This is a genomic window from Pseudomonas sp. GW821-FHT07F01 (assembly GCF_059418825.1).
Genome location: NZ_JBWKQO010000002.1, coordinates 900,507 through 925,412, shown reverse-complemented (window position 1 = coordinate 925,412; position 24,906 = coordinate 900,507). Strand labels below are relative to the sequence as shown.

The 24,906-nt window shown below is 64.1% G+C and carries 6 protein-coding genes; all 6 read left to right on the top strand.

Translation table 11 applies throughout. From position 1 onward, the window contains the following. Positions 1–22: 22 nt before the first annotated feature. Positions 23–9,322, top strand: coding sequence for an amino acid adenylation domain-containing protein (locus tag AC07R1_RS10270; protein ID WP_495110499.1), 9,300 nt, complete (start codon positions 23–25; stop codon positions 9,320–9,322). A 70-nt stretch (positions 9,323–9,392) separates the two neighbouring features. After that, positions 9,393–10,451: a TauD/TfdA family dioxygenase gene (locus AC07R1_RS10265; protein WP_053152895.1), complete on the top strand. Its 1,059-nt coding sequence runs from the start codon at positions 9,393–9,395 to the stop codon at positions 10,449–10,451. A gap of 10 nt (positions 10,452–10,461) precedes the next feature. Next, a complete protein-coding gene (locus AC07R1_RS10260; protein ID WP_495110498.1) occupies positions 10,462–13,533 on the top strand; it encodes a non-ribosomal peptide synthetase in 3,072 nt (1,023 codons plus the stop codon). Then, a complete protein-coding gene (locus AC07R1_RS10255) occupies positions 13,533–24,095 on the top strand; it encodes an amino acid adenylation domain-containing protein (protein ID WP_495110497.1) in 10,563 nt (3,520 codons plus the stop codon). The genes AC07R1_RS10260 and AC07R1_RS10255 overlap by 1 nt, the downstream gene beginning before the upstream one ends. 80 nt (positions 24,096–24,175) lie before the next feature. Then, a complete protein-coding gene (locus tag AC07R1_RS10250; protein ID WP_495110496.1) occupies positions 24,176–24,418 on the top strand; it encodes a hypothetical protein in 243 nt (80 codons plus the stop codon). Between the two features lie 278 nt (positions 24,419–24,696). Then, a complete protein-coding gene (locus AC07R1_RS10245; RefSeq protein WP_495110495.1) occupies positions 24,697–24,879 on the top strand; it encodes a hypothetical protein in 183 nt (60 codons plus the stop codon). The last annotated feature ends 27 nt before the right edge of the window (positions 24,880–24,906 follow it).

Here is a 24,906-nt window from a genome sequence, read left to right as displayed (position 1 = left end):
CAACATGTACGGATGAACCCAGATGAACGCTGAAAAGTCCCTGAAACTTGCTCGCCGGTTTATCGAGCTGCCGCTGGAGAAACGGCGGTTGTTCCTCGACGGACTGCGAGCGGAAAACATCGACTTTTCGCTGTTTCCGATCCCCGCCGACGTGTTGGTCGAGGACCGTCACGCGCTGTCCTACGCCCAGCGGCGCATGTGGTTCCTCTGGCAATTGGATCCGCAGAGCGGCGCCTACAACCTGCCCGGGGCGGTGCGCCTCACCGGCGTGTTGAATCGCTCGGCGCTGGAGCAGGCCTTTGCCAGCCTTGTTGCCCGTCACGAAACCCTGCGCACGGTGTTCAAGCGTCATGCCGACGACAGCCTGGAGCAGGCGCCTGCGGATATTTCTCTGCCTGTGGAGTTCCTGGATCTGAGTGATCTCGATGCGCCCGGGCGCGAGCAGGCCGTGGCGGCCGAGGCCCAGCGCCAGTCGCTGCTGCCGTTCGATCTGGGCAGCGGGCCGCTGCTGCGGGTCAAGCTGCTCAAGCTCGGCACCGAGGAGCACGTACTGTTGCTGACCCTGCACCACATCGTCTCTGATGGCTGGTCGATGAACGTGCTGATCGATGAGTTCATCCGCTGCTACGACGCCTTCGAACGAGGTGAGACACCGCAACTGCCGCCGTTGCCGATCCAGTACCGCGACTACGCCCTGTGGCAGCGTCGCTGGCTGGAGGCCGGTGAGCAGGCGCGGCAGCTTGAATACTGGCAGGCACGCCTGGGGGACGAGCATCCGGTGCTGGAACTGCCCATTGATCATCCGCGCCCGGCGATGCCCAGCTACCGCGGCACCCGTTATGACTTCGCGATAGAGCCGCAGTTGGCCGAACAGCTGCGGGCCCTGGCAAAACAGCACAACGTGACCCTGTTCATGCTGTTGCTCGGCGCCTTCAACGTGCTGCTGCACCGTTATACCGGCCAGGGTGATATCCGTGTCGGCGTACCCATTGCCAACCGCAATCGCGCGGAAGTCGAGGGGCTGATCGGCTTCTTCGTCAACACCCAGGTACTGCGCACCGAGCTTGGCGGCCAGACCCGGGTCGGCGAGTTGTTGCAGGCGGTCAAGGAAGCCGCCCTGGGTGCCCAGGCTCACCAGGACCTGCCGTTCGAGCAATTGGTGGAAGCCTTCAAGCTGGAGCGCAGCCTGAGCCATACGCCGCTGTTCCAGGTGATGTACAACCATCAGCCGCAAGTGGCGGACATCAGTACCGTGCAGACCGCCTCCGGGCTGGAGCTGGGGGTAGTGGAATGGCAGAGCCGCACCACCCAGTTCGACCTGACCCTGGACACCTACGAGAAGTCCGGCAAGCTGCATGCTGCCCTGACCTATGCCAGCGACTTGTTCGACGCCGCCACCATCGCCCGCATGGCGCGCCATTGGACCGCGCTGCTGCAAGGCATGTTGGGCGATGCTGAACAGCGCATTGGCGAGTTGCCGTTGCTCGATGCCGAGGAGCAGCAGACCCTGGTGCACGAGTGGAATGCCACCCGGGTCGCTTACCCCACCGGGCAGTGCATGCACCAACTGATCGAAGCCCAGGCCCGGCGCACCCCCGCGGCCTGCGCCCTGGTGTTCGGCGAACGGCAGCTGAGCTATGGCGAACTGGATGCCCGGGCCAACCAGCTGGCGCGTCTGCTGCGTGAACAGGGCGTGGCGGCGGATGGGCTGGTGGGGATCTGCATCGAGCGCTCCATCGAGATGGTCGTGGGCCTGCTGGCGATCCACAAGGCCGGTGGCGCCTATGTGCCGCTGGACCCGGAATACCCCCAGGACCGCTTGGCCTACATGATCGAGGACAGCGGCATCCGCCTGTTGCTGACCCAGAGTTCGCTGGAGCCGTTGCTGGCGGTTCCTGGTGCTCAGGCCCAGGGGCTCAAGGTCATCACCCTGGACCAGGAGCAGAACTGGCTGGATGCCTACAGCGACAGCCCGTTGCAACTGCCACTCGATCCGCTGAACCTGGCGTACGTGATCTACACCTCGGGTTCCACCGGCAAGCCCAAGGGCGCCGGCAACAGCCATGCGGCGCTGGTCAACCGCCTGTGCTGGATGCAACAGGCCTATGGCCTGGACGCCAGCGACGCGGTGTTGCAGAAAACCCCGTTCAGCTTCGACGTCTCGGTGTGGGAGTTCTTCTGGCCGCTGATGACCGGCGCGCGCCTGGTGGTGGCCGCCCCGGGCGCCCATCGTGAGCCGGAGCGGCTGATCCAGGTCATCACCGAGCAGCAGATCAGTACCCTGCATTTTGTGCCGTCGATGCTCCAGGCGTTTATCCACGACAGTGGCGTGACCGCCTGCACCAGCCTCAAGCGGATTGTCTGCAGCGGCGAGGCGCTGCCCCTGGATGCCCAGCAGCAGGTGTTTGCCCGGCTGCCGAACGCTGGCTTGTACAACCTCTATGGCCCGACCGAGGCGGCGATCGACGTCACCCATTGGACCTGCGTCGATGAGGGCGCCAGCAGCGTGCCCATCGGCCGGCCGATCGCCAACCTGCGTACCCATGTATTGGATGCCCAGCTACAGCCGGTTCCGGCGGGTGTCGCTGGCGAGCTGTATCTGGGAGGCATTGGTCTGGCGCGCTGCTACCACCGACGTCCGGCTCTGACTGCCGAGCGCTTTGTGCCTTGCCCTTTTCATCAGGGCTCGCGGCTGTACCGCACCGGTGACCGAGTGCGCCAGCGTGCTGACGGCGTGATCGAGTACCTGGGGCGTCTGGACCATCAGGTCAAGCTGCGTGGACTGCGTATAGAACTGGGTGAAATCGAGGCCCGGCTGATGCAGCACCCCGGTGTACGCGAGGCTGTGGTGCTGGTGCAGAACGCCAAGCACCTGGTGGCGTATCTGGTGTTACAAGAGGCAGGGCTTGCCGAGGCGTGGCGCGACGAGCTCAAGGCATGGCTGGCCGGCAGCTTGCCGGAGTACATGGTGCCCCATCATCTGCTGGCCCTGGAGCGCCTGCCGGTGACCGCCAATGGCAAGCTCGACCGCAGAGCCTTGCCGCTGCCAGAGGCGGCACCGCAGCTGACCTACGTGGCTCCGGAAAACACCATGCAGAAGGTCTTGGCGGGGGTCTGGCGCGATGTCCTGGGGCTGGACCAGGTAGGCCTGGACGATAACTTCTTCGAGCTCGGCGGTGATTCGATCATCTCGATTCAGGTGGTCAGCCGCGCCCGTCAGGCTGGGATTCGCCTGGCCCCCCGGGACCTGTTCCAGTACCAGAGCGTGCGTAGTCTGGCTCAGGTTGCGGTCCTCGACGATCTGCCGCAGATCGACCAGGGGCCGGTGGCCGGCGAGGTCCCGTTGACCCCGGTACAGCACTGGTTCCTGGCCCAGGAGGTGCCTCGACCCGGGCACTGGAACCAGTCGTTGCTGCTCGATCCGCGTCAGCACCTGCAGCCGCAGCTGTTGCAGGCGGCGCTGCTGCACCTAGTCAATCATCACGATGCATTGCGCCTGCGTTTTGCTTTCTCGCCGCCTGGCTGGCAGCAGGCGTACGCCGAGCCCGCTGGCCATTTCGACCTGTGGCAGCGCCGGGTGGCGGATGATCAGGCTCTGGCGGCGTTGTGCGATGAGGCCCAGCGCAGCCTGGACCTACAGGCTGGCCCCCTGATGCGCGCAGTTCTGCTTGCGCACGAGTCCGGCCGCCAGCAACTGCTGTTGGTGATCCATCACTTGGTGGTGGATGGCGTGTCCTGGCGTGTGCTGCTGGAAGACCTGCAACAGGCCTACCGGCAGTTGGCAGAGGCTCGGCCACTGCAACTGCCGCCCAAGACCAGCGCCTATCAGGCATGGGCCCGTCGTTTGCAGGAACATGCGCCACGGCGCGAAGCCGAGCTGTCGTACTGGATGGCGCAGCAGGCCGGGGCGGGTGACTTGCCCTGCGATAACCCGGCGGGCGGATTGCAGAATCGTCATGGGCGCAAGATCGAGTCGCGCCTGCCGGCGCAGTTGACCCGACAACTGCTGCAGCAGGCCTCGAGCGCCTATCGCACTCAAGTCAACGACCTGCTGTTGACGGCCCTGGCTCGCGTATTGTGCCGCTGGACCGGACAGCCTTCGGCGCTGATCCAGCTGGAGGGGCATGGGCGCGAAGACCTGTTTGATGAGCTGGACCTGACCCGCACCCTGGGCTGGTTCACCAGCCTGTACCCGGTGCGCTTGCAGCCTGCAGAGCAGGCCGGAACTGCGATCAAGGGCATCAAGGAACAATTGCGCGCGATTCCCGGCAAAGGGCTGGGCTACGGCTTGCTGCGCTACCTGGGCACTCCGGCCCAGCGTCAGGCTCTGGCGTCTTTGCCGGAGCCACGGATCACCTTCAACTACCTGGGCCAGTTCGATCGCCAGTTCGACGAGCATGCGCTATGGACACCGGCCAGCCAAAGCAGCGGCCAGGCCCAGGACCCACAGGCTCCTCTGGCCAACTGGCTGACCCTGGAGGGGCAGGTCTTTGGTGGCGAATTGGCTTTGCAATGGGGCTACAGCCAGGAGATGTTCAGCGACGCCAGCGTACAGCGACTGGCTGATGACTACCTTGCCGAGCTGCATTCGCTGATCGAGCACTGCTGCGGCCTGGCCCAGGCCCAGGCTACGCCCTCGGACTTCCCGCTGGCGCGGATTTCCCAGCAGCAGCTCGACGAGCTGCCGGTGCCCGCCGCCGCGATCGAGGACCTTTACCCGCTGACGCCAATGCAGCAGGGCATGCTCTTTCATACCCTCTACGAACCCCAGGAGCAGGCGTACATCAACCAGTTGCGCCTGGACATCCATGGCCTTGATCCGCAGCGCTTTGCCGATGCCTGGCAGGGCGCTCTGGACCGCCACCCGATCCTGCGCAGCAGCGTGCACTGGGAAGGGCTGGACACGGCTCATCAATTGGTCAGAAGCCAGGTCAAGGTACCGTTGCAGATACTGCAGGCGGCCCCGGTGGATCTCGACCTGTTGGCCGAGCAACAGCGCCGCCAGGGATTCGAGCTGCACCGGGCGCCGCTGCTACGCCTGTTGCTGGTGCCACTTGGAGATAACAGCTGGCACCTGATCTACACCTGCCATCACCTGCTGTTGGATGGCTGGAGCAACGCCAGCCTGCTGGCCGAAGTGATCCAGTTGTACGCCGGCGCGCAGTTGCCGGTTGCCCCGGGTCGCTATCGTGACTATCTGGGCTGGTTGCGGAAGCAGCCGGCCCAGGCTGCGCAACAGTTCTGGAGCCAGCGGCTGCAAGCGATGGACTCGCCGACCTTGCTGGCCGACGGGGTGCGCAAGCCGGTATCGGGCAGTGGCTATGGACAGTACCTGGAAGGCTTCGATCAAGCCATGACGCAGGGCCTGGCAAGCTTCGCCCGGCAGCAGAAGGTCACCCTCAACACCTTGCTGCAGGCCGCCTGGGCGTTGTTGCTGCAGCGTTACTGCGCGCAGCGGTGCGTGATCTTCGGCGCCACCGTGGCGGGGCGTTCGGCGCCGCTACCGGGTATCGAACAGCAGTTGGGGCTGTTCATCAACACCTTGCCGATCATTTGCCAGCCCCGCTCGGAGTGCAGCGTGGGGCAATGGCTGGAGCAGATGCAGGAAATCAATCTGGGCCTGAGAGAATACGAGCATGTGCCGCTTTACGAGGTCCAGGGCTGGGCCGGGCAGCAAGGCACGCCGTTGTTCGACAGTCTGTTGGTGTTCGAGAACTTCCCGGTCGCCCAGGCGCTGAAGGAGGGGGCGCCAGCAGGTCTGAAGTTTTCCGGCCTGGCCAACCACGAGCAGACCAGTTATCCGCTGACCCTGGGCATTGAGTTGAGCGAGTGCCTCAGCCTGGACTTCAGCTATGAGCGCAGTCGTTTCAGCGCGGATCAGGTCCAGGGCTTTTGTGCCCAGTTGCGGCATTTGCTGGAGCAGTTCATGGATGATCCCGGCACGGCGCTGGGGGCGCTGCAATTGCTCACCGAGCCGGTACGCCAGGACCTGCTGCAGCGCAGCGAAGTGGTCGAGCTGATGGGCTCGCAGGCCTTGCTGGTGCACCAGAGGATCGCGGCGCAGGCTGCGGCCACGCCCGAGGCGCTGGCACTGGTGGTCGATGCCGAACGTCTGGACTACGGACAGTTGAACGCCCAGGCCAACCGCCTGGCTCATTGCCTGCAGGCCCAGGGGATTGGCCCGGGGGATCGGGTCGGCCTGGCGCTCAAGCGCGGGCCGCAACTGATCGTCAGCTTGTTGGCAGTGCTCAAGAGTGGCGCGGCCTATGTGCCGCTGGACCCGCAATACCCGCAAGAGCGCCTGGCGTTCATGATCGCCGACAGCCGCCTGAGCCTGCTGCTCAGCGATACCGGTTCCTGGGCCGCGAATCTGTTGCCCGACAGCGTGCTGCACTGGGACCTGCCGAGCCTTGCGCAACGATTGAGCCAGTGCTCTAGCGCCGATCCGCAGAACAGGGCCTGCCCGCAAGACCTGGCCTACGTGATCTACACCTCGGGCTCCACCGGGGTCCCCAAGGGCGTGGCGATCGATCACCGGGCCTTGTCGGCGTTCTGCGAGGCGGCGGCGGATTACTCGGCGCTCACCGCCACTGACAAGGTGCTGCAGTTCGCAACATTCAGCTTCGACGGTTTCGTCGAGCAGTGTTACCCGGCCTTGTGCCTCGGCGCGGCACTGGTAATGCGCGGTGACGAGCCCTGGGCCGTCGAGCAACTGGCGGCGGTGATCGTCAGCCAGGGGGTGACCCTGGCCGACCTGCCGGCGGCTTACTGGCACTTGCTGGCCAAGCAATGCATGGCTGACGGTATCCGCAGCCTGGGGCGCCTGCGCCAGGTGCATGTTGGCGGCGAGGCGATGTCGGTGGAGGGCTTGCGCCTGTGGCACGCCGCAGGCCTCGGGGCCGTGCGCCTGCTCAATACCTACGGCCCGACCGAGGCCACGGTGGTCTCCAGTGTCCACGACTGCCGGGAACAGGATGCCAGCGAGGTCTACGGCATCCCGATCGGCCAGCCGATCATCGGTCGCGCCCTGCGGATCATCGACGGCGACCTCAATCTGCTGCCCGAAGGCGGCACCGGGGAGCTGTGCATCGGTTCTGCGTCGAGCCTGGCCCAGGGCTATTTTGACCGGCCGGGACTGACTGCCGAACGCTTCATCCCCGACCCCTTTGCCCGTCAGCCCGGCGCCCGGCTGTATCGCAGTGGCGACCTGGCGCGTTACAACCCGCAAGGGGCGATCGAGTACATCGGCCGCATCGATCATCAGGTGAAGATCCGCGGCTTCCGTATCGAGCTGGGGGAAATCGAGGCGCGCCTGTCGGCTCGGCCGGATGTGCGTGAGGCGGTGGTGGTGGCCGTGCCGGCCAACAACGGTATGCAACTGGTGGCCTATGTGGTGCCCTCTGCGTTGCCTGGAGATACCAACGACGGCCTGGGCGATGCTCAGGCACAGGCCGAGCGTTGCGCGCTGATCAAGGCCGGGCTCAAGGAAAAGCTGCCGGATTACATGTTGCCGAACCACGTTCTGCTGTTGCCGCGCCTGCCCCTCAACCCGAACGGCAAGCTGGACCGCAAGGCCTTGCCCAAGCCTGATTTGAGTGCCCTGCAACAAGCGTATGTGGCCCCCCGCAGCAAGCTGCAGCAGCAAGTGGCGGCTATCTGGCAGAACGTGCTCGAGGTTGAGCAAGTCGGCTTGCAGGACAACTTCTTCGCTTTGGGCGGGCATTCGCTGCTGGCCACTCAGGTCATCAGCCGGGTGCGGCATGAACTGGGCTTGCAGGCCGCGCTGCGGACCTTGTTCGACGCGCCGGAGCTGCAGGCCTTTGTCGCTGCCCTGAGCGCCGGCGATGCTCCAGCAGCGGCTCCGGCCCTGCTGCGGGTGGATGACTCGCGACCGCAGCCGTTGTCCTTTGCCCAGCAGCGCTTGTGGTTCCTCTGGCAGTTGGAGCCGCAGAGTTCGATGTACAACATTGCCCGGGCCCTGGAGCTGCGTGGAGAGCTGGATATCGACGCGGTGCGGCAAGCTTTTGATTCGCTGATGCAGCGGCATTCGGTATTGCGTACTACCTACAGCGAGGTCGAAGGCGAGAGCTGGCAGCACGTCCATCGCCACCTGCCGCTATCGTTCGCGTTCGATGACCTGTGCGCCTTGCCATTGGCCGAGCGCGAGGCCATGGCCCAACGGCAGTTGCAGCAACAGGCCGGGGAGCCCTTCGACCTGATCGCCGGTCCGCCGATGCGTGTACGCCTGCTGCGGCTGGAGCCGCAACGCTACCTGCTGCTCATGACTGTGCATCACATCGTCGCCGACCATTGGTCGTTCGGCATTCTGCCGGCCGAGTTCGTGAGCCTGTACCACGCTCATCGAACCGCCATTGCCAGTCCGTTGCCGGAGCCGGCCCTGCAATACGTGGATTTCGCCGTTTGGCAGCGCAAATGGCTCGAAGGCGGTGAACTGCAGCGCCAGCTCGATTACTGGCGTGAGGTCCTGGGCGATGACCATCACCTTACGCGCTTGCCCGCCAGTGCCACGGTGCAGCCCGGGCAGGCGCCTTCACCCTTGTGCGATCTCCATGAGTTCCATTTTTCGGCTGCCCAGAGCGAGGCGCTGCGCGCCTTTGCCAGTGCCCAGGGAGTGACTCTGTACATGCTGTTGCTGGCAGGTTTTGCCTTGGTAGTGGGCCAGCGCAGTGACAGTTCACGGGTGCGTCTGGGGACCGATATCGCCAACCGCAATCACGCCGGCGTTGAAGATCTGGTGGGCTTCTTCGTTAACCAACTGGTATTGCAGATAAGTGTCGAGGAACAACAGTGCGTCAGCGATCTGCTGCAGGTGACACGGAGCACGGTCATCGGTGCCTCGGATCACCAGGACCTGCCTTTCGAGCGCCTGGTGGAGGCGCTCCGGGTGGTCCGGCGTGCCGGTCGTTCGCCGTTGTTCAGCATCAAGTTCATCTATCAGGAAAGCCTTGACCAGCCGTTGTCGATCGACGGCCTGGACGTGCAGCCGGTGGCTGCCGGCAGGGCCGCGGCGGAGCTGGACCTGGTGGCCGAGTTCGTCAATGCGCCACAGGGCATCTACCTCGGCCTGAAATGCGATGCAGGGCTCTATACCGCGGCAGACATGGCGTGCCTGTTCGAGCAGTTGCAGGCGGTGTTCGAGCTGATGGTGGTCGATACCCAGGCGCCGTTGGCGGCGTTGCTGAGCAAGGCACGGGATATCCAATACCTGCGTGAGCGGGACCAGTTGCAGCAGCGCCAGGCCTTGCTCAAGCAACAGCACCCGATCCAGCGCCGCCGTCCAGGGCGCGTGCCGGTCGAGTGAAGCCAGTTATTGAAGAGTCATGCAGGCGCGTGCGATCGCCGCGCCTGATACCGCGAATCGGAGGTGGGTAATGTCGAAATTCGAGTCTCAAGCCATACCGGCATTGGGCAAAGGACGGCGCAAGAGCTTGAGCCTGGACCAATCCAGCCTGGTGACGTTCACGCCGCTGTTCGAGAACAGCTCGATTCCTCTGTTATGTACGCCGAACGTTCCCGGCGTGGGCCTGGCGCAGTGGGCGGGGGAAAACCGCGAGCTGCTCCAGGAAAAGCTCGATCGGCACGCGACGTTGTTGTTCCGCGGTTTCGCGGTGCAGGACATCAACGAATTCAACCAGTGCGTCGATTCGATTTCCGGTGGTGCCCTGGAGTACCTGTTCCGGGCTTCGCCGCGGACCCAGATCACCAAGAAGCTGAATGTCTACAGCTCCACCGACTACCCGGCCGTGGAAAAGATCTTCCCCCACAACGAGCATTCTTATTCCCCGGTGTTTCCGCTGCATCTGTATTTCTACTGCGATGTGCCATCGACCACCGGCGGCGAGACGCCATTCGGCGACACCCGGCATTTGCTGGCGCGAATCGATCCGCAAGTGCGCGAGGAGTTCCAGCGCAAACGCGTGCTCTATGTGCGCAACTACGGCGACGGCATGGGGCTGCCCTGGCAGACCGTGTTTCAGACCGAAGACCGCGCCGAGGTCGAGGCCTATTGCGCGAAGATCGGAGTGGCCCCGGAGTGGAAATCCGGCAACCGCTTGCGCACTCGGCAACAGGGCCCGGCCATGGTCCGGCATCCGCGTACGGGGGAGAGCGTGTGGTTCAACCACGCGACTTTCTTCAATGCCCTGACCCTGCCAGAAAGCATCCGCGACAGCCTGCTGGCGGAGTTCGCCCCCGAGGACCTGCCACAAAACACCTTCTTTGGCGATGGCAGCCCGATCCCCGATGACTACATCACCCATCTGCAACAGCTCTATCGCGAGGTGATGGTGGAGTTTCCCTGGGAGAAGGGCGACGTCGTGATGCTCGACAACATCCTCACCCTGCATGCCCGCAACGAATATTCAGGCCCGCGCAAAATACTCACAGCCATGGCCGTCCCGCTGAAAAGCACCGACGTGGCCATTGGTTAAGGACATCAGCATGACCGACTTTTCCCCAGTAGAGACTTTTCAGATTTCGGCCCAGCAGGCCGCGATTCTTTCCCAGCAGCAGTACCTTGGTCGCCCCCTGGCTGCCCAGGCGATCTTGTCTTTCGACACGCCTCCCGCGCGTGCCGAGTTGGAAGCCGCGCTAGGCGAACTGTGTCAGCGCCACGAAATTCTGCGCACTAGCTACCGCCAGATGCCCGGGTTCAAGCAGCCGGTGCAGGACATCGCCGCGCAGGTTCGTATGCGCCTGTCGATGGAGCCGGGGCGTAGCCTGCAACAGGCCCGTGCCGAGGATCGTCTGGCCCTGGCCGAAGTGCCCCTGGTGGCATCGCTGCTGGATCGTCAGTTGCTGATCAGCGTGGCCTTGGCCAGTTGTGATCGGCAGGCTCTGGCATTGCTGGTGACCGAACTGCAGCAGCTCTGTGCGGGGGTGCAGTTGCCACCGTTCGACAGCCTGCAGTACGCCGATTACGCCGCGTGGCAGAGCGAGCTGGGAGAGGAGGCGATCGGGCGCGAGGGCCTGCAGTTCTGGCGCACTCTGTATGCCGAGCAGCAGAAGGGCGTGCGCCTGCCCTTCGAGCGGCGGCTGGACTTTGCAGCGCAGGTGCAGGAATACCGTCTGGACACCGACCTGGCGCCTGCGTTGCGCCAGGTGGCCAAGGATGCCGAGCTGAGCGTCGAGCAAGCCCTGTTGTTCCTCTGGGCGGGCTTTCTTGCAGGGCTGGGTCAGCAGGACTCGCTGCTGGTGGCTCTGACTGTTGACGGCCGCAGCGACCAGTTGCAACAGACCCTGGGGCATTTCAGTCGACGCCTGCCAGTGGCCGTTGCTCTGCAACCTCAAGCCACCTTGCAGGACAACCTGCAGGCGTTTCGTCATCAGTTGGAACTGAGCCGCTCCTGGCAGGACTGCCTGAACGAGTTGGAGGTGTTCGGCACCGAGGAGCCACGCCCCCTGGACCTAGGGTGTTCCTACACCGAGGGCGCCGAGGAACAGGACCTGATTCTCGATCAAGCCTACTTCGAGAAGCTGCACCTGCAGGCTCGGGCCGATGCTGACCAGCTGACGCTGCAGTTGAGCTGGCAGCCTCATTTACTGCCTGAAGGTATGCCGGCTGCCTGGCTCGAACAGTTTGCCCAGTGGCTGAAATCGGCCGCCGCGCACAGCGACCTGCCACTCGAGCAACTGCCGCTGGTCGGTCACGATCAGGCTCAGCGCCTGCTGCGCGACTTCGACCGCAGCGCGCAGCTGGTCGCCGCCGATGCACCGCTGCTGCACCAGTTGTTCGAAGAGGCGGCCCGGGCTTTCCCCGAGCGTGTCGCGATTCATGTCGATGGCCAAGAAGTCACTTACGGCGAGCTCGATCGCCAGGCCAATCAGCTGGCCCACAGCTTGCGCCAGCAAGGGGTTGCCAGCGATGCCATCGTCGGGGTCTATGGTGCTCGTTCCATCGAGATCGTGGTGGCCCTGCTGGGCATTCTCAAGGCCGGTGGAGCCTACCTGCCACTGGACCCGGCCTATCCCAGCGAGAGACTGTCCTTCATGCTCGAGGACGCAGAGGTACGTTGCCTGATCACTCTGCAGCCTTTGCACCCGGATATCCTCCTGCCGGCCAATCTGCCTCAGGTCACTCTGAATCGGGAGATGTTGAGCGGTAATATCGACGCGCTGCAGAGCGGCAGCAGTGCCGATAACCTGGCATATGTCATCTACACCTCGGGTTCCACCGGCAAACCCAAGGGTGTGATGGTGTCCCATGCCAATGCCAGCACCTCGACTCTGGCCCGGAGCGCCTTCTACCAGGCGCCCCTGGAGCGTTTCCTGATGCTGTCCTCGTTCTCCTTCGACAGTTCCGTGGCGGGGATTTTCTGGACCTTGAGCCAGGGCGCTACCTTGTACCTGCCTAGCGAAGAGCAGCACAAGGACCCGCAGCAGGTCGCCGAACTCATATGTGCGCAACAGATTTCGCACTTCCTGGCCCTGCCGTCGTTCTACGCGCAGATCCTCGAAGCCCTGCAGCAACCGCAACTGCGCTGTGTAATCGTGGCCGGTGAGGCTTGTCCGGTGGAACTGGCTCTGCGGCACCGAGAATTGCTGCCCGAGACCTTGCTGGTCAATGAATACGGCCCTTCGGAAAGTGCTGTCTGGTGTTCGGCCTTCGCCGTGGCTCAGGCGCCTGTGGATGAACGTGTGGCCATTGGTGGCGCCATCGCCGGTACGCGCCTGCGGGTGCTGGATGAAGAGGCCGGGCTGGCCGGTATCGGTCGCGAGGGCGAGTTGTTCATCGGTGGTCCGGGCCTGGCCCGTGGCTACCTCAAGCGTCCGGCCCTGACTGCCAGCCGCTTCCTCCCGGACCCGTTCGCCACTACGCCGGGCGCTCGTCTGTATCGTACCGGGGACCGGGTCAGCAGCCTGCCCCAAGGGGAGCTCGATTATCTCGGACGGATAGACTTCCAACTGAAGATCCGCGGCTTCCGCATCGAGCTCGGTGAAATCGAGAGCCTGCTGGGACAAGCCGCCAATGTGCGCGAAGCCGCTGTAGTGGCGCGGGACACGGCCGCCGGCAAACAGTTGGTGGCGTATGTGGTGCTGGCCCGGGCCGACGATCGCGAGGCCCAGGAACAGGCATTGCTGGCCCAACTGCGCGAACAATTGCCCGAGTACATGGTGCCGTCTTTCCTCAGTGTCCTGGAGCGTTTCCCGCTGACCCCCAACGGCAAGCTGGATCGCAATGCCCTCAGTGCCCTGGAGTTGCAAGGCAGCGCCTACGTGGCGCCGCGCAACGAGCTGGAGGCCACCCTGGCCGCCATCTGGCAAGAGGCTCTGCAACTGGAGCGGGTGGGTGTGCATGACAACTTCTTCGCACTGGGCGGCCACTCGCTGCTGGCCACGCGCATTCGCTCCAAGGTTCAGAGCGAGCTCAACCTGTCCTTGCCGCTGCGGGTGTTCTTCGAAGGCGAGACGGTGGAACTGCTGGCCAGGCAGGTCGAGCTGCATCGTGATTCCGGGGTGACAGGGGACAAGGTCGATGCCTTGGAAGCCCTGTTTGCGGAGGCCCAGGAGTGATGAATCCGTTACCTGAGCGCATGCTGGCGCTGTCCAAGCGGTTCGCCGCGTTCAGCCCCCAGGAGCGTAGCGCCTTGCAGCGCAAGATGATCGAGCAGGGGCTGTCCCTGGACCTGTTGCCGATCCCTGGGCGCAGTGAGGCCCAGACGCTGATGTGCGCTTCCTATGCACAGCAGCGCCTGTGGTTTCTCTGGCAGCTGGAGCCGACCTCCAGCGCCTATAACCAATTGGCGGTGCTGCGCTTGCAGGGCGACCTGCAGGATGCTGATCTGCAACGCAGTATCCAGTACCTGATCGATCGCCATGAAGTGCTGCGCAGCACCTTCAGCCTGCACGGTCGGCAAGTGATGCAGGTGATTCATCCCCGGCGTGAATTCCTCCTGCAACGCCTGGATTACAGCCACCTTGAGGACGCCGGCCCGCAGGTGTCCGAACAGGTGGCGGAGCAGGGCGAACATCCCTTCGATTTGGAACATGACCTGCTGTTGCGGGCGACCCTGATCAAGCTCGGGCCCCAGGAGCATGTGCTGCTGTTCTGCACCCATCACATCATCAGTGATGCCTGGTCGCTGCCGATCCTGGTGGGCGAGGTGACCAGCGCCTATGAGCACTGGCGCCAATACCAGCGTGCGCCGGAGCTGGCGCCGCTGGCGGTGCAGTACGCCGATTTCGCCGTTTGGCAGCGCCTGTGGCTGGAAGCCGGTGAAGCCGAGCGGCAGTTGCAGTACTGGCGTGAGCGCCTGGGCAGTGAACCCTTGACCATGGAACTGCCCCTGGACCGGCCGCGGCCGCCCGTGCGCAGTGCCCGGGGCGGACGTCACACCCTGGTCTTCGAGCAGGACCTGGACCGTGGTTTGCGGGAACTGGCCGCGAGTGCCGGCTGCACGCTGTTCATGGTGCTGCTGGCCTCCCTGCAGGTGCTGCTGCAGCGCTACAGCGGTGCCCGCAGCATTCGCGTGGGCACGCCTGTGGCCAACCGCACCCGGGCTGAAGTCGAGGGGCTGATCGGCTTTTTCGTCAACACCCAGGTGTTGCAGGCCGAGATCGACCCGCAGCAGTCATTCAGCGCCTTGCTGGCCCAGGTCAAGACCCGGGTGCTGGAGGCCCAGGCTCATCAGGATTTGCCGTTCGAGCAACTGGTCGATGCGCTGCAGCCTGAGCGCAGCTTGAACCAGAGCCCGTTGTTCCAGGTGCTGTATAACCACCTGGCGGGGGATAACGAAGGGGCGCGGGTGGAGATTCCAGGGCTGCGAATCGAGGCCCTGGCCAGCGATAGCGAATCCGTGCGGTTCGACCTGACCTTCAATACCCATGAAGAAGGCGGGCGTCTGCATGGGGCGCTGGTCTACGCCAGTGACCTGTTCGATCCTCAGACCATCGAGCAGATGGCCCGGCATTGGCACAACCTGTTGCAAGCTGTAGTTCGCGAGCCGCAGCGTCGCCTGGGCGAACTGCCCATGCTGGATGCGGCGGAGCGCGAACAGATATTGGAACACTGGAATGTCGGCACCGCCTTCGAGCGTCCACCCTTGTCGGTACCGGCCTGCGTCGAGGCGCATGCAATGCGCAGCCCGGATGCGCTGGCCGTGGTCTGCGCCGGGCGGCAGCTGACGTATCAACAGCTCAATGCGCAGGCCAATCGTCTGGCCCGTCAGCTGCGTGGGCGCGGAGTGGGGCCGGATGTGCTGGTGGGTATCGCCGCGCATCGTTCGATCGAGATGATCGTGGGCCTGTTGGCTGTGCTCAAGGCTGGCGGCGCCTACGTGCCTCTGGACCCCGAATACCCGCAGGAACGCCTCAACGGCATGATTGAGGACAGCGGCATTACCCAGTTGCTGGCCCAAGAGCAGTTGATCGCGCGTTTTGCCGATCTTCCCGGGCTCTGTGTCGAGCCCCTCGAGGATTCGCCGGTGCGCCAGGCCCTGAGTGCCGACAACCTCGACCCGCTTACGGCCCCCGGGCACCTGGCGTATGTGATCTTCACCTCCGGCTCCACGGGCCGGGCCAAAGGGGTGACCATCAGTCACGGCGCCCTGGCCAACTACGTGGCGGCCATTCACCAGCGCCTGCCGCTGGCGTCGGCCCGTAGCATGGCGCTGGTGTCCACGCCGGCGGCGGACCTTGGGCACACGGTGCTGTTCGGTGCCCTGTGCGGCGGCCAGGCGCTGCACGTGATCAGCGCCGATCTGGCGGTGGACGGTGCGGGCCTGGGCCAGTACCTGCAACAGCAACAGATCGATGTGTTGAAAATTGTCCCTTCGCACCTGGCGGCCCTGCTGGGTGAGGACAATGCTGCGGTGCTGCCTCGTCAATGCCTGGTATTGGGTGGCGAAGCCTGCCCGGTGAGCCTGGTGGAGCGCATCCAGCGCCTGGCGCCGCAGTGCCGGATCGTCAACCACTACGGGCCGACTGAAAGCACCGTGGGCGCCCTGACCCAGGCCGTGGACGGTGACTGGTCCCAGGCCGCGTCGATTCCCATGGGCCGGCCGCTGACCAATGTCCGTGCCTATGTGCTGGACAGCGAAGGCCAGCTGGCGGCCATCGGTAGCCTGGGCGAACTGTATCTGGCCGGTGCCGGGCTGGCCCGTGATTACCATCGGCGCCCCGAGCTGACCGCTGCCAGCTTCATCCCCGATCCTTTCGACCTGCAGGGCGGCGCCCGGCTGTACCGCACTGGCGATCAGGTGCGCTACCGCCGCGACGGCAGCATCGAGTTCTGTGGCCGCATCGATCAGCAGATCAAGATTCGTGGCTTCCGCGTCGAGCCGGGAGAAATCCAGGCCTGCCTGCACAGCCATCCCTGGATTCGCGAGTGTGCGGTACTGGCGCTGGATGGACCCCAGGGCAAGCAACTGGTGGCCTATCTGGTATGTCAGCCTGGGCTCGATCCAGAACACTGCAAGGATGTCCTCAAGCAGCATATGAACGCGCGCCTGTCGGCGCATCAGGTTCCCAGCCATCTGCTGTTGCTGCCGGCGCTCCCTCTCAGCCCCAACGGCAAGCTCGATCGCCAGGCCCTGCCGCGCCCTGAGCAGGGCCCTGCGCAGGACCTCTACCGTGCTCCACAGAACCCAGTGCAGCAGACCCTGGTGGATATCTGGCAGGAGGTCCTGAACCAGCCGCGGATCGGTATCAACGATAATTTCTTCGAACTGGGTGGTGACTCGATCATTGCCATCCAGATGGTCAGCCGGGCCCGTCAGGCTGGCTTGCAGATTTCCTCCAGGGACGTATTCCGTTGCCAGAGCATTCTTGAACTGGCGGCGGTGGCCAAGCAGGGCACGGCCTTGCGCATCGATCAGGGACCGGTGCGTGGCACGATGCCGTTGACGCCGATCCAGCAAGTGTTCTTTGCCAGCGACATTCCCCAGCGCCATCACTGGAATCAGTCGCTGCTGCTGACTCCGCGCGAGCCGCTGCAGGTACCGCTGTTGGAGCTAGCCCTGAACCAGCTGCAGGTGCAGCATGATGCATTGCGCCTGAGGTATCGGCAGAGCGCCGGCCTCTGGCAGGCCGAACACCAGGAGCATCCCGAGCCGGTCAGCCTTTGGCGGCAGCAGGTGGCGGATGCCGAGGCGATTCAGGCACTGGGACAACAAGCCCAGAGCAGCCTCGACCTGGAACAGGGGCCGCTGTTGCGCGCGGTGCTGATGGACCTGGACGATGGCAGCCAGCGTTTGCTGCTGGTCATCCATCACCTGGTGGTGGACGGAGTGTCCTGGCGGATTCTGCTTGAAGACCTGCAAAGCCTCTATCGGCAGTTGGCCGAGGGTGCAGCAGCGGTCCTGCCTTCCAAGACCAGTGCTTTCCAGGATTGGGCCGTGCACCTGCAAGACTGGGCGCAGCGCCTTGGGCACACCGACGAACTGGATTACTGGTGCCGGCAACTGGAGCAGGCGCCTCAGGGCCTGCCCCTGGACTATCCCGCCGGGGCGAACCTGGCGTGCCATGGCATGGCGATCAATGCCCGGCTGCCTCGGGAACTGACCACCCAGTTGTTGCAGGAAGCCCCCAAGGCCTACCGCACACAGATCAACGACCTGTTGCTGGCCGCCCTGGCGCGCGTGATCTGCCGTTGGACCGGGCATTCGCAGATGCTGGTGCAGTTGGAAGGTCACGGACGCGAGGAACTGTTTGCCGATGTCGACCTGTCGCGTTCGGTGGGCTGGTTCACCAGCCTCTATCCGTTGTGCCTGACTCCGGCGCAGCCACTCGCGGATTCGATCAAGGCGGTCAAGGAGGACTTGCGCCGGGTGCCGGCCAATGGCCTGGGTTATGGCGCGTTGCGTTACCTGGGAGAGGACGCGGCCCGCGAACGCTTGCAGGGGCTTGCGCAGCCGCGGATCACCTTCAACTACCTGGGGCAGTTCGACCAGAGCTTCGACTCGCAGTCACTTTTTGCGCCGGCCGCAGAAGCAGCCGGTGACGAACGTCACAGCGAGGCGCCACTGAGTAACTGGTTGACGGTCAACAGTCAGGTCTATGGGGGCGAACTGTCCCTGAGCTGGAGCTTCAGCGATCGGTTGTTCAAGCCGCAGACGGTTCAGCGCCTGGCTGATGATTACCTTCTGGAACTGCAGGCGCTGATCGAGCATTGCACCCTGGACACCTCGGCTGGTGTCTCGCCGTCGGACTTCCCCCTGGCCGGGTTGAACCAGGCTCAGCTGGATGCGCTGCCGGTGCCCCCACGAACCATCGTCGACCTGTACCCCTTGTCGCCGATGCAGCAGGGCATGTTGTTCCACACCCTCTACGAGCAGGCCAGCGACGATTACGTCAATCAGGTCCGGGTGTCGGTCCAGGGCTTGGACGTACAGCGTTTCCGTCGGGCCTGGGAGGATGCCCTGCAGGCCCATGACATTCTGCGCACCTCTTTTCACTGGCAAGCGGAGCTCGAGCAACCGGTGCAGATTGTCCAGCGTCAGTTGGCGCTGCCCTTCCGGGTGCTCGATTGGTCGGACGGGCAGGCCAGCGAGCCGGCTCTTGAAGCGCTGGCCGGCGAAGAGCGCAGCCTGTGTGCGCATTTCGATCGTGCACCGCTGTTGCGCCTGTGCCTGGTGCAGACCACGGCCCAGGACTATCAACTGTTCTACACCAACCACCACATCCTGATGGATGGCTGGAGCAGTTCGCAGTTGATGAGCGAGGTCCTGCAACGCTACGCCGGGGTGGTGCCGCAGCAGGCTCCGGGGCGTTATCGCGACTACATCCAGTGGCTGCAACGCCAGGATCTGGAGGCCTGTGAAGGTTTCTGGCGCGAGCAACTGGATCGCTTGGCGACCCCGACCCGCCTGGCGGGCAGCATTGCCCGGGAAAACCCTGGCACGGATTCCGGCCATGGTGAGTTCCACCATGACTGGACACAGCCGTGGACCGAGCGCCTGGTGGCCTTCGCCCGGCAGCAGAAAATCACCGCCAACACCCTGTTGCAGGCGGCCTGGCTCCTGCTGTTGCAGCGCTATACCGGACAGAGCACCGTGGCCTTTGGCGCGACGGTGGCGGGGCGTCCTTCGGAGCTGCCGGGGATCGAGCAGCAGATCGGTCTGTTCATCAATACCTTGCCGGTGATCGCCACCCCCGATGCACAGATGACTGTGGCCCAGTGGCTGCAACAGGTTCAGGCGCAGAACCTGCAACTGCGCGAATACGAACATACGCCGCTCAACGATATCCAGCGCTGGGCCGGCAGCAGTGGTGAAGCGCTGTTCGATACCCTGCTGGTCTTCGACAACTACCCGGTGGCCCAGGCCCTGGAGCAGGAGGAGGCTTCCAGCGTGCGTTTCGGTGCCGTGCACAGTCGTGAACGCACCAACTATCCGTTGTCGGTGGCGGTAGCGCTGGAGCAGCGCCTGAGCATCAGCTACGGCTATGCCAGGGAGGCGTTCAGCGCGGTGATGATCGAGCGGCTCAACGGGCATCTGTTGCACTTGCTGGCGCAGATGATTGGCAATCCCCAGTTGCAACTGGGGGCCATCGAGCTGTTGACCGTGGCAGAGACGGCGAGCCAATGCGTAGCGCCCGTCGCGCCGGGGATCGAGCCGGCGGTACACGAGAGCATCGGTGCCCTGGCACAACGCTGGCCGGAGCGCCAGGCGGTGCTGTTTGCCGGGCAGCGCTTCACCTACGGTGAACTGGACCAGCGGGCCAACCGCCTGGCCCATGAACTGGTGGCCCGTGGGGTCGGCCAGGAGGTCCGGGTCGGCGTGGCCCTGCCCCGGGGCGAGGGGCTGCTGGTGGCCTTGCTGGCGGTGCTCAAGGCCGGCGGCGCCTTCGTGCCGCTGGACCTGAGCTACCCAGCCGACCGCCTGGCCTACCTCATGGCGGATTCCGGCATGGCCCTGTTGCTCAGTGACACCGAGTCGTTGCAGCGCCTGCCTTCGGCCGCCGATCTGGCGGTGCTCGATCTGTCACGTCTGGAGGTCGGGCAGCATCCGCTGACCGCGCCTGCGGTGACGGTGGCGCCAGAGAGCCTGGCGTATGTGATCTACACCTCGGGCTCCACCGGGCAGCCCAAGGGCGTGACCGTGGCCCATGGTCCGCTGGCGATGCACTGTCGCACCACCGGCGAGCGCTATGGCATGACCCCCGAGGACTGTGAACTGCACTTCCTCTCGTTTTCCTTCGACGGCGCCCATGAACGCTGGCTGACCGCCTTTGTCTGCGGCGCCAGCCTGCTGCTGCGTGATGACAGCCTGTGGACTCCGGAGCAGACCTGTGAAGCGATTCGCAGCCATGGCGTGACCATGGCCGGCTTCCCGCCGGCATACCTGCATCAGTTGGCTGAACATGTGCAACGGGTCGGCAATCCGCCGCCCATGCGCCTCTACAGCTTTGGCGGCGATGCGATGCCTCAGGCCAGCTTCGAGCTGGTCCAGCAGGTGTTGCGCCCTCAGTACATGATCAACGGTTACGGTCCCACCGAAACCGTGGTCACGCCGCTGGTATGGAAAACCGCTGCCGGTGAACCCTGTACGGCTGCTTATGCGCCCATCGGCCATTGCGTCGGCGAGCGCAGTGCCTATGTCCTGGATGCCGATCTCAATCCCTTGCCGGTGGGTGTTGCCGGGGAGTTGTACATCGGCGGCAATGGCTTGGCGCGAGGCTATCTGAATCGTTTTGCGCAGACTGCCGAACGCTTTGTGCCCGATCCCTACAGCCCCCTTGGGGGGCGTCTGTATCGCACCGGGGATGTGGTGCGCCAGGGCAGTGATGGTGTGTTCGAATACCTGGGGCGTATCGACAACCAGGTGAAGATTCGCGGCTTCCGCATCGAGTTGGGTGAAATCGAAGCGCGGCTGATGGCCCATGAGCAGGTCAGCGAGGCGGTGGTCCTGGCCCGGGACACCGCCCATGGCCGGCGTCTGGTGGCTTATCTGGTGACGGCCGCGACCGCGCGTGAGGACGAGCAAGACCAGGAAAGGCTGCGTGAAACCCTGCGCCAGACGTTGAAGGCCTGCCTGCCCGACTACATGGTGCCGTCCTATTGGCTGTTCCTCGAACGCTTGCCGCTGTCGCCCAATGGCAAGCTGGATCGCAAGGCGCTGCCCATGCCGGAAATGGCCCAGGCCAGCCACGCCTATGTGGCACCGCGCAGCGATCTGGAGAAGCATCTGGTGCAGATTTGGCAAGACGTGCTGAAAGTGCCGCAGGTTGGTGTGAGCGACAACTTCTTCGAGCTGGGCGGGGACTCGATCATCTCTCTGCAACTGGTCAGTCGTGCGCGTCAGGCCTCGATCCGCTTCACCCCCAAGGACCTGTTCGAGCAACAGACCATCCAGGGGCTGGCCGCGGTCGCGCAGTGTGGGACGCAGGACGACATCGACCAGGGACCGGTGACCGGCGACATGCCGCTGCTGCCGATCCAGCGCCTGTTCTTTGCCGAACCGATTCCCCAGCGGCACCATTTCAATCAGTCAGTGCTGCTGATTCCAGCCATGCCATTGAACCCGGCGGCCCTGAAGCAGGGTTTGCGGGCCTTGTTTGGGCATCACGACGCATTGCGCCTGCAGTTTCAGCAGGGAAGCACAGGCTGGAGTGCCAGCCATGGTCCGCTGGATCAGGCCGGGCCCGGCCCGGACCTGTTGTGGCAGGCCGAAGCTGCCAACGCCGCTGAGCTGGAGCAGCTCTGCGAGAAGGTCCAGTGCAGTCTTGATCTGCAGCGCGGGCCTTTGTTGCGGGCGCTGTTGGTGACCCTGGCGGACTCCACTCAGCGCCTGTTGCTGGTGGCCCATCACCTGGTGGTGGATGGTGTGTCCTGGCGCCTGTTGTTCGAGGACCTGCAAAGTGCCTACACCCAGGCGTTGGCCGGGCAAGCTGTGCAGCTGCCCGCCAAGAGCAGTTCTTATCAGGCCTGGGGGCGACGCCTGCAAGCGTATGCCCGTGGACCCGAGGCACGGGCCGAACTGGCCTACTGGCGCGCGCAGCTGGAAGGCGCACAGGCATCGTTACCTGGGGTTGAACCTGGCACCCAGGCCTTGAGCCGCGACGCTGGCAGTGTGCAGGTCCAGCTCGATGCCGCGACCACCCAACGCTTGCTGCAGCGCGCTCCGGCCGCCTACCGGACCCAGGTCAACGACCTGCTGCTGGCGGCCCTGGCCCAGGTCATGGGGCAGTGGACCGGACAGCCCTCGACCCTGATCCAGCTGGAAGGCCACGGGCGTGAGCAGCTCTTCGAGGATCTGGACCTGAGCCGCACCGTGGGCTGGTTCACCTCGGTGTTCCCGGTGCGCCTGAGCGCCGCGGACAGCGCCGAGTCTTCGATCAAGCGGATCAAGGAACAGCTGCGGGCGATTCCCAACAAGGGGATCGGCTACGGTGCCCTGCGTTACCTGGGCGACACCGCCAGTCGCGAGGCGTTGCAGGGGCTCGCCCAACCTCGGATCACCTTCAACTACCTGGGCCAGTTCGATGGCAGTTTCGACGATCCCCAGGCGCTGTTCATTCCAGCGCCAGAGGCCCATGGCGCGGATGCCAGTCTCGATGCGCCCCTGGGCAACTGGCTGTCCATCAGCGGTAAGGTCTACGAGGGGCAGTTGCGCCTGGACTGGAGCTTCAGCCGGCGCATGTTCGACAGTGCGCAGATCGAGTCGCTGGCCCGGGACTATGTCCAGGCGCTGCAGGCCCTGGTGGAGCATTGCTGCCAGGCCCGCGGCGGCGTCACGCCATCGGACTTCCCGCTGGCGCGGCTGACCCAGGAACAGCTCGACGCCCTGACGCTGGTGCCGGTGCAGATCGAGGACATCTACCCATTGGCGCCGATGCAGCAGGCCTTGTTGCAGCATGAGTTGCAGGACCATGAGGCGGGGGATTTCGTCAACCAGATGTGCATGGACGTGCAAGGTGTCGACCCGCAGCGACTACGTCAGGCTTGGCAGCAGGCCATGGATACCCATGAAATCCTGCGCAGCCGTTTTGTCTGGGGCGAGTCTCTGGCGCAACCGCTGCAGGTGGTTCACAAGCAGGTCGAGGTGCCGTTCCAGGTGCTAGACGGCATGGCGATGAGCAGTGATGAGCTGGAGCGTCTGGCCCTGGCCGAACGACTCAAGGGCTTCGACCTGGCCCAGGCGCCGATGCTGCGCCTGCAAGCGATCCAGCTGGGCGAGGGACGCTACCGGCTGATCTGTACCAACCATCACATCCTGTTGGACGGCTGGAGCGGGTTCCAGTTGTTCAACGATGTGCTGGCGGCCTACACCGGGCAGGCCATCAGTCACCGACCGGCTGGCTACCATGACTACATTGCCTGGCTGCAGGCCCGGGACCAGCAGGCGGACGAGCGTTTCTGGCGTGAACAGCTCGCCCCCCTGAAGGTGCCGAGCTTGCTCAGTGATTGCGCGATTGCCCAGGGGGACCCACAGCGGGGCGGACATCGTCAGCACTACTTCCACTTCGACGAGGCACAGACCGAGCAACTGACCCGTTTCGCCCGGCAACAGAAGGTTACCGCCAATACTCTGGTGCAGGCCGCCTGGCTGTTGCTCCTGCATGTGCATTGCGGTCAGTCCACGGTGGCCTGCGGCGCGACCATCGCCGGGCGCCCGCCCCAGCTCAAGGGCATCGAGCAGCAATTGGGCCTGTACATCAACGACGTGCCGCTGGTGGCCAGTATCGAGCCAGAGCAGAGCGTGGGTGACTGGCTGCAGGCACTGCAAGGGCGCAACTTGCTGATGCGTGAGCATGGCTACAGTGCCTTGAGTGATATCGAGCGCTGGGCCGGGTTGCCGGGTGGGGAGTTGAGCGACACGGTGATCGTGTTCGAGAACTATCCGGTCAGTGCGGCGTCGGCCGGTGGTGATGTCGGTGATTTGCGCCTGGAGAGCATGCACAGTTTCGAGCAGACCAGCTCGGCTCTGACCTTGTATGTCGAGCTCAAGGGGCAGTTGCAGTTCCACTATGACCATCGTCTTGCTGCCTTTAGCGAGGCGGCGGTGCAGGGGTTGAACCTGCAACTGGTGCAGTTGCTTGGGGTGTTGGCAGAGGGTTCGCCGGCGCGCTCGCTGGCGCAGGTGTTGGCGCAGCTGGGTGGGACTCGGTCTCAGCGGGAGGTGCGGGTGGGGGCTTAGGCTCAGGAGACTGGAATGAAGGGCGGGAGGGCAGGTGACTGTTCTTTCGCTTTTAAAAAGTGCATCGCGGAGCTGGAGGCGTGCCGCAGTCGTGGGCGGTCGAGGTCGAAACTGAGGGCTACACGTACCGCGAGGATGTGGAGGAAAACCGGGTTATGTTCGAGTTTGATGGCAAGCCTGAACAGAATTTTCGTGATCTGCTCAAGCGCAACGCTTTCAACTGGTCGCCTCGTCGGAACGCATGGGTGCGCCAATTGACGAACTCCGGAATTTACGCAGGCGAAATGGTATGCCAAGGGTTGGCCAAGCTCAGGGCCAATTAAAGAGCTATAGCCAGGGCGCGTCCCTACACTGTGCTGCGGGTCGGGCTTTCGTGCGGCGCATTGAGCCGCCCCGTCTCCACCCATTGGGTTTCGATCCCTAATGGCCTCGGCCTGACGGTCTATGAGCTCTACATATTTCCAGAGCAACAGCGAGTATTCGTGCCGTTTTTCAACCGGCGCTTGCAGCGCTGTAATTAGAGGCCGATGAAACTCCGGCCCAGGTAATCATTCCCGGTTTCGGTTCGCAGCAACCAAGCCTCTAAGGGGAACTTGCCCCAATGAACTACTTTAAGTGGGAAGGCAAAGTGGTCGAGTCGGTAACCGAGGCTCTGCAAGTCAGTTATTTCGATGCATTTGGTATCATTGAAGTGCAGCCGTTCTACGTGCAGCAATCGTGGTGCAAAGACATGGATACACAGCGGGCGGCTACAAAAAAACCTGCAGTAGCTCAGGGTGATTAATGGGGATGTCTTGGGTGCTAGATATCA

What these genes read in the sequence shown, in the direction of transcription:
- AC07R1_RS10270 (WP_495110499.1), top strand. Translation starts at nt 23, where the DNA reads ATGAACGCTGAAAAGTCCCTGAAACTTGCTCGCCGGTTTATCGAGCTG.
- AC07R1_RS10265 (WP_053152895.1), top strand. Translation starts at nt 9,393, where the DNA reads ATGTCGAAATTCGAGTCTCAAGCCATACCGGCATTGGGCAAAGGACGG.
- AC07R1_RS10260 (WP_495110498.1), top strand. Translation starts at nt 10,462, where the DNA reads ATGACCGACTTTTCCCCAGTAGAGACTTTTCAGATTTCGGCCCAGCAG.
- AC07R1_RS10255 (WP_495110497.1), top strand. Translation starts at nt 13,533, where the DNA reads ATGAATCCGTTACCTGAGCGCATGCTGGCGCTGTCCAAGCGGTTCGCC.
- AC07R1_RS10245 (WP_495110495.1), top strand. Translation starts at nt 24,697, where the DNA reads ATGAACTACTTTAAGTGGGAAGGCAAAGTGGTCGAGTCGGTAACCGAG.